Genomic DNA, 12,862 nt, shown 5'->3' on the forward strand with positions numbered 1-12,862 from the left:
TGACATCAACCACGAGCCAGAACCTTGCGCAGCGCCTCGAGTAAACGGCTGTTTTCCGCCGGCAGACCGATGGTCACCCGCAGGTGGTCCGGCATGCCGTAATTGGCCACCGGACGCACGATCACGCCTTCGCGCAGCAAGCCCTGAAAAATCGGCGCCGCGACCTGGCCGAGATCGACGCAGATGAAGTTGCCTTTGGATTCGATCCAGCCCAGCCCCAACTCACGGAAACCGGCCTGCAACTGCTGCATGCCGGATTCGTTGAGCTGACGGCTTTGCGCCAGATATTCCTCGTCCTTCAGCGCCGCACACGCCGCCGCCAGCGCGAGGCTGTTGACGTTGAACGGCTGACGAACGCGGTTCAGCACGTCCGCCACCACAGGTGTCGACAAGCCATAACCGACGCGCAGCGCGGCCAGACCATAGGCCTTGGAGAAGGTGCGCGACACCAGCAGGTTCGGGTACGCCGCGAGGAAGTCGAGACCGTCCGGCAAGTCGCTGCCTTCGGCGTACTCGATGTAAGCCTCATCGAGGACTACCAGCACATGCTCGGGAACGTCCTGCAGGAACTCGTCCAGCGCTTCTGCGCCGAACCAGGTGCCGGTCGGGTTGTTCGGGTTGGCGATAAACACCACGCGAGTGTTGGCATCGATGGCTGCGAGCATCGCCGGCAAGTCATGGCCCCAGTCTTTGGCTGGAACGACTTTGGCTTGTGCGCCGACTGCTTGAGTCGCGATCGGATACACCGCGAAGGCGTGCTCACTGAACACCGCATTCAGGCCCGGCGCCAGATAGGCACGCGCAACCAGCTCAAGAATGTCGTTGGAGCCATTGCCCAGCGTGACCTGGTTCAGCTCGACACGGCACTGCTCGGCGAGCAGCGATTTCAGGGCGAAACCATTGCCGTCCGGGTAGCGGGTCAGCTCGGCCAGCTCTTCGCGAATCGCCGCCAATGCCTTCGGGCTGGCGCCCAACGGGTTTTCGTTGCTCGCCAGTTTGACGATTTTTGCCGGATCCAGATCGAGCTCGCGCGCCAGTTCGTCCACAGGCTTGCCCGGAACGTACGGCGAAAGTTGTTGCACGCCCGGCTGTGCCAGAGCGAGGAAGTTGCCACTCATTTGCTACCGCCCCTTAGAGAACTGCTTTCGGGTAGGAACCCAGCACTTTGAGTGCTACTGCTTCCTGACTGATCTTTTCCAGCACACCTTTGATCAACGGATCGCGGTGGTGGCCGACGAAGTCGATGAAGAACACGTAGGTCCATTTGCCGCTGCGCGACGGTCGGGTTTCGATACGGGTCAGGTCGATCCCATTGTCGTGGAACGGCACCAGCAGCTCGTGGAGCGCGCCGGGCTTGTTGCTCATCGACACGATGATCGAGGTCTTGTCGTCACCGGTCGGCGGGACTTCCTGATTACCGATCATCAGGAAGCGCGTCGAGTTGTCCGGGCGATCTTCGATCTTCTCGGCCAGACGCGTCAGGCCATACAGCCCTGCCGCCATGTCGCCGGCGATCGCCGCGGAATTCCACTCACCCTTGACCCGTTTGGCCGCTTCGGCGTTGCTGGACACCGCGACGCGTTCGACATTCGGGTAATGCGCGTCCAGCCACTTGCGGCACTGGGCCAGCGACTGCGCGTGGGAATAGATGCGACTGATGCTGTCGGTCTTGGTGTTCTCGCCGACCAGCAGATGATGGTGGATGCGCAGCTCGACTTCGCCGCAGATCACCATGTCGTGCTCGAGGAAGCTGTCCAGCGTGTGATTGACCGCGCCTTCGGTGGAGTTTTCCACTGGCACCACGCCGAAATTCACCGCACCGGCGGCGACTTCACGGAACACTTCGTCGATCGCTGCCATCGGCTTGCTGATCACCGCGTGACCGAAATGCTTCATCGCCGCCGCTTGGGTGAAGGTACCTTCAGGGCCGAGGTACGCCACTTTCAGTGGCTGCTCCAGCGCCAGGCACGACGACATGATCTCGCGGAACAGCCGCGCCATTTCTTCGTTGCCCAGCGGCCCCTGATTGCGCTCCATCACACGCTTGAGCACCTGAGCTTCGCGCTCGGGACGATAGAACACCGGCACTTCGCCTTCGGCCAGCGAGGCCATCTTCACGCGGGCGACTTCCTGGGCGCAACGCGCACGCTCACTGATCAGCTCGAGGACTTTGGTGTCCAGAGCGTCGATGCGAACGCGCAGTGCCTTGAGTTCTTGCTCGGACATCAGCCGTGTTCCTTCTCGAATTCCGCCATGTACGCCACCAGCGCGTTAACTGCGGTGATGTCGACGGCGTTGTAGATGGAGGCGCGCATGCCGCCCACAGAGCGATGGCCCTTGAGGTTGAGCAGGCCGCGCTCGTCGGCACCGGCGAGGAACGGCTTGTCCAGACGATCGTCAGCGAGACGGAACGGCACGTTCATCCACGAGCGATCCGACTTGTTGATCGGGTTGCTGTAGAGGCCGCTGGCGTCGATGAAGTCGTACAGGGTGCGCTGCTTGACGTCGTTGAGCTTGGCAATCGCTTCGACGCCGCCCTGCTCTTTCAGCCATTGGAACACCAGACCGGACAGGTACCAGGCCAGCGTCGGCGGGGTGTTGTACATGGAGCCGTTATCGGCCGCGACCTTGTAGTTGAGCATGGTCGGGCACAGCGAGCGGGCCTTGCCGAGCAGGTCTTCGCGAATGATATTGACGACGATGCCGCTCGGGCCGATGTTCTTCTGCGCGCCGGCGTAGATCATGCCGAAACGCGAAATATCGACCGGGCGCGAGAGGATGTCCGAAGACATGTCCGCCACCAGCGGTACGTCACCGGTTTGCGGGATCCACTGGAATTCCAGACCGCCGATGGTTTCGTTCGGCGCGTAGTGAACGTACGCGGCGTCTTTCGACAGGTTCCACTCGTTCTGGCCTGGGATGGCGAAATAGTCGTAAGGCTTGGCAGTGGCAGCAACGTTGACGTGGCCGTAGCGCGAGGCTTCTTCGATGGCTTTCTGCGACCAGATACCGGTGTCGATGTAGTCGGCCGAGCCGCCTTCAGGCAACAGGTTCAGCGGGATCTGTGCGAACTGCTGGCTGGCGCCGCCCTGCAGAAACAGCACTTTGTAGTTCGACGGGATATTCAGCAGGTCACGCAGATCCTGCTCGGCCTGGGTGGCAATGGACACGAACTCATCGCTGCGATGGCTCATTTCCATGACCGACAGACCCTTGCCGTGCCAATCAAGGAGTTCACCCTGGGCGCGCTGCAGGACAGCTTCAGGCAGCGCCGCCGGACCGGCGCAGAAGTTATAGGCTCGCTTGCTCACATCCAATCTCGCTCTGATTTGGTGGTCACTTGAATCTTCTGGTTTACGGCTGATCGTTCCCACGCTCCGCGTGGGAATGCATCCAATGACGCTCTGCGTCATGGGACGCGGAGCGTCCCCAGCGGCATTCCCACGCAGAGCGTGGGAACGATCATCCGCAGTGTTGCAAATTTTCATACCGGACAAATAACAAGGGGGCGAATTCTCATCCGCCCCCTCGTTTGTCCGCTTATTCCTGCGGTTCTTCGTCTGCTGCGGCGTCGAGTTGCTGGTCTTCACCTGCTTCGTCGATACCGACGCTGCCTGCGATTTCCTCGCCCTCTTCACCTTCGAGTTCTTCGCCTTCGATTTCCGAAGGCTCCTGAACCCGCTCCAGCCCGACCAGGGTTTCATCCTTGGCCAGCTTGATCAGCGTCACGCCCTGAGTGTTACGACCCAGGCTCGACACTTCGCCGACACGGGTACGCACCAGGGTGCCCTGATCAGAGATCAGCATGATTTCTTCGCCGTCGAGCACCTGAACTGCGCCGACCAGACGGCCGTTACGCTCGTTGCTGACCATGGCGATCACGCCCTGACCGCCACGCTTGTACTCAGGGAACTCGGTGATCGCGGTGCGCTTGCCATAACCACGCTCGGAAGCGGTGAGGATCTGGCTGCCTTCTTCCGGGATCAGCATGGAAATCAGCTTCTGCCCTTCCGGCAGACGCATGCCGCGCACGCCGCGAGCGGTACGGCCCATGGCACGCACGTCGGACTCTTTGAAACGGGTGACCTTGCCGCCATCGGAGAACAGCATCACTTCTCGCTCGCCATCGGTGATGGCTGCAGAGATCAGCACGTCGCCTTCGTCCAGCTCCAGCGCGATCAGACCGACGCTGCGCTGACGACTGAAGGATTCCAGCGGGGTCTTCTTCACGGTGCCGTTGGCGGTGGCCATGAAGATGTAGTGACCTTCGGTGTATTCCTCGACCGGCAGCATGGTGGTGATGTATTCACCATCATCCAGCGGCAACAGGTTGACCAGCGGACGACCACGGGCCGCGCGGGAGGCTTCCGGAATTTCGTAGGTCTTGAGCCAGTACACCTTGCCCTTGCTGGAGAACAGCAGCAGCGTGGTGTGGCTGTTGGCAACCAGCAGGTGAGCGATGTAGTCCTCGTCCTTGACGCCGGTAGCCGATTTGCCTTTGCCGCCACGACGCTGAGCCTGGTACGCAGCCAGCGGCTGGGTCTTGGCGTAGCCACCGTGGGAGATGGTCACGACGCGCTCTTCTTCCGGGATCATGTCGCCCAGGGTCAGGTCGAGACGGGCATCGAGAATTTCGGTGCGGCGCACGTCGCCGTATTCGGCGCGGATCACTTCCAGTTCTTCGCGGATCACTTCCATCAGGCGCACGGCACTGTTGAGGATGCGGATCAGCTCGCCGATCTGGTTGAGGATCTCTTGATACTCGGCCAGCAGCTTCTCATGCTCCAGACCGGTCAGACGGTGCAGGCGCAGTTCGAGAATGGCTTGTGCCTGTTCTGGCGAGAGGAAGTACTTGCCTTCACGCAGACCGTATTGCGGATCGAGGTTTTCCGGACGGCACGAATCGGCACCGGCACGCTCAACCATCGCCACCACAGCCGAAGATTCCCAAGGCGTGCTGATCAGCGCTTCCTTGGCTTCCGACGGTGTTGGCGAAGCCTTGATCAGGGCGATTACCGGATCGATATTCGACAGCGCAACGGCCTGGCCTTCGAGAATGTGCCCACGCTCGCGCGCCTTGCGCAATTCGAACACGGTACGGCGGGTAACCACTTCGCGACGGTGACGGACGAAGGCTTCCAGCAGATCCTTGAGGTTGAGGATGCGTGGGCGGCCGTCGATCAGCGCGACGATGTTGATGCCGAATACCGATTGCAGCTGGGTCTGGGCGTAGAGGTTGTTGAGGATCACCTCAGGCACTTCGCCACGACGCAGCTCGATGACGACGCGCATACCGTCCTTGTCGGACTCGTCGCGCAGCTCGGTGATGCCTTCGAGCTTCTTCTCTTTGACCAGCTCGGCGATCTTCTCGATCAGACGCGCCTTGTTCAGCTGGTAAGGCAGTTCGGTGATGACGATCTGCTGACGGCCACCCACCTTGTCGATGTCTTCGATGATCGAGCGGGCACGCATGTAAATGCGCCCGCGACCGGTGCGGTAGGCTTCGATGATGCCGGCGCGACCGTTGATGATCGCAGCCGTCGGGAAGTCCGGACCGGGAATGTATTGCATCAGCTCATCGACGGTCAGCTCGGGGTTGTCGATGAGGGCCAGGCAACCGTCGATGACTTCACCGAGGTTGTGCGGCGGAATGTTGGTCGCCATGCCCACAGCGATACCGCTGGAACCGTTGACCAGCAGGTTCGGTACGCGGGTCGGCATGACTGCCGGGATCAGTTCGGTGCCGTCGTAGTTCGGCACCCAGTCCACGGTTTCCTTGTGCAGGTCAGCCAGCAGCTCGTGCGCCAGCTTGGTCATGCGCACTTCGGTGTATCGCATGGCCGCAGCGTTGTCGCCGTCGACCGAACCGAAGTTGCCCTGGCCGTCGACCAGCAGGTAGCGCAGGGAGAAAGGCTGGGCCATACGAACGATGGTGTCGTACACGGCAGTGTCACCGTGCGGGTGATACTTACCGATCACGTCGCCGACGACACGGGCAGATTTCTTGTACGGCTTGTTGTAGTCGTTGCCCAGCTCGCTCATCGCGAACAGTACGCGACGGTGCACGGGCTTGAGGCCATCGCGCGCATCCGGCAGTGCACGGCCGACGATCACGCTCATTGCGTAGTCGAGGTAGGACTGTTTCAGCTCGTCTTCGATATTGACCGGGAGGATTTCTTTGGCCAGTTCGCCCATGAGAAGCCTGATTCCTTTTTCTGGTGAAACTTCGTCATATCCATGTGGGAGCAACGAAGCTCGTCGGGGCCGGCCGAGTGCCATGCGCCGACTTACGACAAATCAACATTGGATCGCGGATTTGCGCAGTAAAGACAGCTCCGTGGAGCCGCCTCGGAAAACGCCGGATGTTATCACAAAGGCCGCCACGCACCTATCCCCCAGATGCGCATGGAGCATAGTTAGTTGACCGATGACAGGCTTGAGGGGGACGACAGAAGCTCTGAGCTTCTTTGAATGTGAAATCTGGGGCTGAATTAGCGATGTTTATTGACATTAGCGGCCTCTTCGCGAGCAGGCTCGCTCCCACACGTGTCTGTGGCGATCACAAAACCTGTGGGAGCGAGCCTGCTCGCGAAGAGCTCGCTGCAAGACCAAAGCCTGTCAATGCAGGCGCTTGCGGCACATCAGCTGGGCCATTTTCGCGGTGTCCGGGCGTTCGACGATGCCTTTTTCGGTGACGATCGCATCGATCAGATCCGCCGGGGTGACATCAAACACCGGGTTGAACGCTTCAACATTGGCACCGACGCGTTTACCGCCGACTTCCAGCAGTTCGGCGCCATCACGCTCTTCAATCGGGATGTCATCGCCGCTGGCCAGATTCATGTCGATAGTCGAACTCGGCGCCACCACCATGAAGCGCACGCCGTGGTGCATGGCGTTGACCGCCAGTTGATAGGTGCCGATCTTGTTCGCCACGTCGCCATTGGCGGTGATGCGGTCGGCGCCGACGATCACCCAGGTCACGCCTTTGGTTTTCATGATGTGCGCGGCGGCGGAGTCGGCATTCAGGGTCACCGGGATGCCTTCGTTGGCCAGCTCCCACGCGGTCAGCCGCGAGCCCTGCAACCATGGCCGGGTTTCGTCGGCGTAAACGCGCTCGACCATGCCTTCTATATAAGCAGCGCGGATCACCCCCAGCGCAGTACCGAACCCGCCGGTGGCCAGCGCGCCGGTATTGCAATGGGTCAGGATGGCCTGAGCGTTGCCCTGATGCTTGCGAATCAGATCGACACCAAGCTGCGCCATGGTCAGGTTGGCCTCGCGGTCGCTTTCATGAATGGCGATAGCTTCGGCTTCCAGCGCCGCCAGCGGATCGGCGTTGCTTTTCAGCCGATCCAGGCGATCGTGCATGCGCCCCAGCGCCCAGAACAGATTGACCGCGGTCGGCCGCGAATCGGCCAACAGCGCGAAATCCTCTTCCAGTGCCGCGTACCAGTCGCCGCCCTCGGCAATCCGCGCCCGCGCCGCGAGGACGATGCCATAGGCCGCACTGATGCCAATAGCCGGCGCGCCACGCACGACCATCGAGCGAATCGCTTCGGCCACGCCGGCGGCGCTGGTGTAGGCGATCCAGTTTTCCTCGAACGGCAAAATACGCTGATCCAGCAGGTGCAGCGCGCCATCACGCCAATCGATGGCCTTTACTTTCTCCGCAGCCAACAGTCGATCGCGCATCCCACACCCCGCACTCATGAACAAAAGCCGCCGATTATAGCGATCCCCCCGCGAAGACGCTCGGGTATACTTCGCCATCCTTTACAAAAGCACTGGAACCGACCCTCGATGCCGAAACCTGCCATTGCGCTCGACCTGTTATTGCTGCCGACCTGGCTGGTCCCTGTCGAACCTGCAGGCGTGGTGCTCAAGGAGCACGGCCTGGGCATCCGTGACGGTTGCATTGTGTTTATCGGCCCGCGCGCCGAAGCGTTGAAGTGTAACGCGACAGAAATCCGTGAACTGCCGGATGTTCTGTTGGCGCCGGGACTAATCAATGCCCACGGCCACGCGGCGATGACGCTGTTCCGTGGCCTGGCTGACGATCTGCCGCTGATGACCTGGCTGGAAAACCACATCTGGCCGGCCGAAGGCAAATGGGTCGATGAGGATTTCGTCCGCGACGGCACCGATCTGGCCATCGCCGAGCAGATCAAGGGCGGCATCACCTGCTTCTCTGACATGTACTTTTTCCCGAAAGTCGCCAGCGAGCGCGTACACAACAGCGGCATCCGTGCGCAGATCGCCATTCCGATCCTCGATTTCCCGATCCCCGGCGCCAGCAGTGCCGACGAAGCCATTCGTCAGGGCGTCGAATTGTTCGGGGATCTCAAGCATCACGAACGCATCAAGATTACTTTCGGCCCTCACGCCCCCTACACCGTCGGTGATGAGAACCTGGAGAAAATCAGGGTGATCGCCGAGGAGCTTGACGCCTCGATCCACATGCATGTGCATGAAACCGCATTCGAAGTGCAACAGGCTGTCGAGCAAACCGGCGAACGGCCACTGGCGCGCCTGGGTCGCCTTGGCCTGCTCGGCCCGCGCTTCCAGGCGGTGCACATGACCCAGATCAGCGATGACGACCTCGCGCTGCTGGTAGAAAGCAACAGCAGCGTGATCCACTGCCCGGAATCCAATCTGAAACTGGCCAGCGGCTTCTGCCCGGTCGAACGTTTGTGGCAGGCTGGGGTGAACGTTGCCGTCGGCACCGATGGCGCGGCGAGCAACAATGATCTCGACCTGCTCGGCGAAACCCGCACCGCCGCCCTGCTGGCCAAAGCCGTCGCCGGCTCTGCCACTGCGCTGGACGCCCATCGCGCCTTGCGCATGGCCACCCTCAATGGTGCGCGTGCACTGGGGATCGAGGCGCAGGTCGGCTCGCTGGAGATTGGCAAAGCCGCGGACATCGTCGCTTTCGACCTGTCCGGCCTGGCGCAGCAACCGGTGTATGACCCGGTGTCGCAGCTGATTTATGCCACCGGGCGTGATTGCGTGAAACACCTGTGGGTCGCCGGCAAGCAACTGCTCGACGACCGGCGCCTGACCCGCATGGACGAACAACAGCTGGGCGCGACCGCCCGCCACTGGGGCCAGCGCATCAGCGGCCACACCGAATCGTAAACACCGCGGCGCTATATCCGCGGCTACAGCCCTTTTCAGGTTTTTCGAGGAATTGAACATGAGCAACGTCGACCACGCCGAAATCGCCAAATTCGAGGCCCTGGCCCATCGCTGGTGGGACCGCGAAAGCGAATTCAAGCCGCTGCACGACATCAACCCGCTGCGGGTCAACTGGATCGACGAGCGGGTCAATCTGGCCGGCAAGAAAGTCCTCGACGTTGGTTGCGGCGGCGGCATCCTCAGCGAAGCCATGGCCCAGCGTGGCGCCACGGTGATGGGCATCGACATGGGCGAAGCGCCGCTGGCGGTCGCACAACTGCATCAGCTGGAATCCGGGGTCAGCGTCGAATACCGCCAGATCACCGCCGAAGCCCTCGCCGAGGAAATGCCCGAGCAGTTCGACGTGGTCACCTGCCTGGAAATGCTCGAGCACGTGCCGGATCCATCCTCGGTAATCCGTGCCTGCTTCCGCATGGTCAAGCCGGGCGGCCAGGTATTCTTCTCGACCATCAACCGCAACCCGAAGGCGTATCTGTTCGCGATCATCGGCGCCGAATACATCATGAAGCTGCTGCCGCGCGGCACCCACGACTTCAAGAAATTCATCCGCCCATCCGAGCTCGGCGCGTGGAGCCGCATGGCTGGCCTGACCGTCAAGGACATCATCGGCCTGACCTACAACCCGCTGACCAAGCACTACAAGCTGGCCAACGACGTTGACGTCAATTACATGATCCAGACCCTGCGCGAGGAATAAGCCGATGGCCATCAGAGCGGTACTTTTCGACATGGACGGCACCCTGCTCGACACCGCGCCGGACTTCATCGCCATCTGCCAGGCGATGCGCGCCGATCGCGGTCTGCCGCCGATCAACGACAAGCACATCCGCGACGAGATTTCCGGCGGGGCCAAGGCCATGGTTGCGGTGACATTTTCGATGGATCCGGAATCGCCGGGCTTTGAGGAGCTGCGTCTGGAGTTTCTCGAGCGCTATCTGGTCGGCTGCGCGGTGCACAGCAAACTGTTCGACGGCATGGGCGAACTGCTCGCCGATATCGAAAAGGCCAACCTGATCTGGGGCGTGGTCACCAACAAACCGGTGCGCTTCGCCGAGCCGATCATGCAGCGTCTGGGGCTGGCCGAGCGTTCGGCGCTGCTGATCTGCCCGGATCATGTGAAGAACAGCAAGCCGGATCCGGAGCCGCTGATCCTCGCCTGCAAGATGCTTGATCTGGATCCGTCGACCGTGCTGTTTATCGGCGATGATCTGCGCGATATCGAATCGGGCCGCGATGCCGGCACCAAGACCGCTGCGGTGACCTACGGCTACATCCACCCGGACGACAATCCACGGCACTGGGGCGCGGACGTGGTAGTGGATCACCCGCTGGAGTTGCGCAAGGTGCTCGACAGCGCGCTGTGCAGCTGCTGACCTGACTGTTGCAAGCTCCCTGTGTGGCGAGGGGATTTATCCCCGCTGGGCTGCGAAGCGGCCCCCGCTTTCATCCAGGCAATGTGACACACAGGTTTTGCGACGGCTTCGCCGCCGAACGGGGATAAATCCCCTCGCCACAGGGGTGAAGCAGATCTTCATGAAATGGATTGTGAGGTTTTTATGTTTGATTACACCGCTCGCCCTGAATTGCTCAAGGATCGGGTCATTCTGGTCACCGGTGCCGGGCGCGGCATCGGCGCGGCTGCGGCGAAAACCTATGCCGCCCACGGTGCCACCGTGCTGCTGCTGGGCAAGACCGAAGCCAATCTGACCGAGGTCTACGACGAAATCGAAGCAGCGGGCCACCCGCAACCGGCGGTGATCCCGTTCAACCTCGAGACCGCCCTGCCCCATCAATATGATGAGCTGGCCGCGATGATCGAAACCGAGTTCGGCCATCTCGACGGCCTGCTGCACAACGCTTCGATCATCGGCCCGCGCACGCCGATCGAACAACTCTCCGGCGAAAACTTCATGCGGGTCATGCAGGTCAACGTCAACGCGATGTTCATGCTGACCAGCACCCTGCTGCCGCTGCTCAAGCTCTCGAAGGACGCCTCGGTGGTGTTCACCTCCAGCAGCGTCGGGCGCAAGGGTCGCGCGTACTGGGGCGCTTACGGTGTGTCGAAATTTGCCACCGAAGGCCTGATGCAAACCCTGGCCGATGAAGTCGAAGGCGTTGCGCCGGTACGCTCCAATAGCATCAACCCGGGCGGTACGCGCACCAGCATGCGCGCGCAGGCTTATCCGGGGGAAAATCCGCTGAACAACCCGACACCGGAAGAGATCATGCCGGTGTATCTATACCTGATGGGCCCGGACAGCGCGGGCGTCAATGGCCAGGCTTTCAACGCCCAATAACGCCATACGTCGCATTTGTTGCCGCGGCAGAATGCTGTCGCGGCAAGCCATTGCCGCTCATAACCGTCACAAAGCCGCCAATAACCCAGCGCGGCCGCCCGGCATCCATCAGCAAGTCTTTGATTCGAAAAGCTTTAAATTAAATCGAACCGAATGGCACGGGTTTCGCTCTAAATTCCCTCAAAACATGCCGTGTGATGGCCATGGGGCAACGCCGATTTCGATAGCTGACTGATCGTCTTGCGGCAGACTAAACTTACGCCAAACGTCCTACGGGACTGATGGATCAGTACGACGCGCAGCCCATAGCCGCTCTCACCCAGCCTGTAAGACAGACTTACTGCTTAGGGGCTCACGCCATATGAAATCTCCTTCCCAGACCCATGCAATTGACTTTGACAGTGCCAAATTGCAGCGCCTGGGCTTCGGTCAACTACCGGCGCTGATCGAGCGCCCGACCAGCCTGGCGCAACTGCGTCAGCAAATGAGCCTGCAACTGCAAACCAGCCTGGAGCCACAGCGCATCCTTGGCCTGTTCTTTCGCGAAATCCAACGCCTGGTGCCGCTGGACGCCCTGAGCTATGTGCATCAGGCCAGTGACCTGCGCCTGGAGTTCGGTGCACGCGGTCACCATTCGGTCAGCTACACCCTGAGCCACGAAGGCGAGCACATGGGCGAGCTGGTCTTCCGCCGTAATCAACGCTTCAACGACAAGGAACAGGGCGACCTCGAGTCGCTGCTGTCGTGCCTGCTGTACCCGATGCGCAACGCCCTGCTCTATCGCGCCGCGACGCAAAGTGCCTTGCGCGACCCGTTGACCGGTGCCGGCAATCGGGTGGCCATGGAGCAGACCTTGCAGCGCGAGATCGACATGTCGCGCCGTCATGCGCAACCGCTGTCGGTGCTGATGCTCGACATCGACCACTTCAAACGGGTCAACGATGACCACGGGCATGGTGCCGGCGATGAAGTGCTCAGAGCCATTGCCGCGTCGATCAAGGCGCAACTGCGCAACGTCGACATGGTGTTCCGTTATGGCGGCGAAGAGTTTCTGATCCTGCTGTCCAACACCGGTCGCGAAGCGGCGGCGATGGTCGGCGAGCGTTTGCGCCAGGCGACGCAGTCAGAGGAATATTTTGCCGATGGCCAGTTGATCGAGATCACCGTGAGCCTGGGATGCTCGACGTTGTTGCCGGGCGAGTCGGCAGACAGCTTATTGCGCCGCGCCGACAGCGCGTTATATGTCGCAAAGCGCGAGGGGCGGAACCGGCTGGCGATGGCTGGCTGAAAATCATTGTGGGAGCGAGCCTGCTCGCGAAGAGGGAGGGTCAGACAACGATTCGTTGCATGACCCACCGCTTTCGCGA

Annotated in this window: 10 protein-coding genes; 5 read left to right on the forward strand and 5 right to left on the reverse strand. The window is 61.2% G+C overall.

Going from position 1 to position 12,862, the window contains the following annotated elements; all coding sequences use genetic code 11:
• Positions 1-5 precede the first annotated feature (5 nt).
• The 5 genes from hisC to mtnA all read right to left on the reverse strand — a co-directional run bounded on the left by hisC (position 6) and on the right by mtnA (position 7,695).
• Positions 6-1,118 (reverse strand): histidinol-phosphate transaminase, encoded by a 1,113-nt coding sequence (gene hisC / locus V8J63_RS09495; protein ID WP_197891860.1) that lies wholly within the window; start codon positions 1,116-1,118, stop codon positions 6-8.
• A 13-nt stretch (positions 1,119-1,131) separates the two neighbouring features.
• Positions 1,132-2,226, reverse strand: coding sequence for a prephenate dehydratase (pheA, locus tag V8J63_RS09500; protein ID WP_016770924.1), 1,095 nt, complete (start codon positions 2,224-2,226; stop codon positions 1,132-1,134).
• Positions 2,226-3,311 (reverse strand): 3-phosphoserine/phosphohydroxythreonine transaminase, encoded by a 1,086-nt coding sequence (gene serC, locus V8J63_RS09505; protein WP_038860448.1) that lies wholly within the window; start codon positions 3,309-3,311, stop codon positions 2,226-2,228. The genes pheA and serC overlap by 1 nt, the downstream gene beginning before the upstream one ends.
• 229 nt (positions 3,312-3,540) lie before the next feature.
• Positions 3,541-6,195: a DNA gyrase subunit A gene (gene gyrA, locus V8J63_RS09510; RefSeq protein WP_122611473.1), complete on the reverse strand. Its 2,655-nt coding sequence runs from the start codon at positions 6,193-6,195 to the stop codon at positions 3,541-3,543.
• 423 nt (positions 6,196-6,618) lie between these two features.
• Entirely contained in the window at positions 6,619-7,695 is a 1,077-nt protein-coding gene (gene mtnA, locus V8J63_RS09515) for an S-methyl-5-thioribose-1-phosphate isomerase (protein ID WP_197891864.1), read from the reverse strand.
• A gap of 108 nt (positions 7,696-7,803) precedes the next feature.
• Here mtnA and V8J63_RS09520 point away from each other — a divergent pair, with 108 nt between their 5' ends.
• From V8J63_RS09520 to V8J63_RS09540, 5 genes are all read left to right on the forward strand, one after another.
• Positions 7,804-9,138 (forward strand): TRZ/ATZ family hydrolase, encoded by a 1,335-nt coding sequence (locus tag V8J63_RS09520; RefSeq protein WP_071173171.1) that lies wholly within the window; start codon positions 7,804-7,806, stop codon positions 9,136-9,138.
• Between the two features lie 58 nt (positions 9,139-9,196).
• On the forward strand, positions 9,197-9,895 hold the full coding sequence (ubiG, locus tag V8J63_RS09525; protein ID WP_007908399.1) for a bifunctional 2-polyprenyl-6-hydroxyphenol methylase/3-demethylubiquinol 3-O-methyltransferase UbiG: 699 nt from the start codon (positions 9,197-9,199) through the stop codon (positions 9,893-9,895).
• A 4-nt stretch (positions 9,896-9,899) separates the two neighbouring features.
• Positions 9,900-10,571 carry an N-acetylmuramic acid 6-phosphate phosphatase MupP gene (gene mupP / locus V8J63_RS09530; RefSeq protein ID WP_016770929.1) on the forward strand — a complete coding sequence of 224 codons (672 nt, stop codon included), beginning with the start codon at positions 9,900-9,902 and terminating at the stop codon, positions 10,569-10,571.
• Between the two features lie 183 nt (positions 10,572-10,754).
• On the forward strand, positions 10,755-11,495 hold the full coding sequence (locus tag V8J63_RS09535) for a YciK family oxidoreductase (protein WP_130927657.1): 741 nt from the start codon (positions 10,755-10,757) through the stop codon (positions 11,493-11,495).
• A 361-nt stretch (positions 11,496-11,856) separates the two neighbouring features.
• The gene (locus tag V8J63_RS09540; protein ID WP_024013877.1) at positions 11,857-12,783 is read left to right on the forward strand and encodes a GGDEF domain-containing protein; all 927 of its coding nucleotides are present in this window, start codon (positions 11,857-11,859) and stop codon (positions 12,781-12,783) included.
• Positions 12,784-12,862 lie beyond the last annotated feature (79 nt).

This window comes from Pseudomonas sp. CCNWLW23 (genome assembly GCF_037095675.1).
In the GTDB taxonomy this organism is placed as follows: Bacteria; Pseudomonadota; Gammaproteobacteria; order Pseudomonadales; family Pseudomonadaceae; genus Aquipseudomonas; species Aquipseudomonas atacamensis.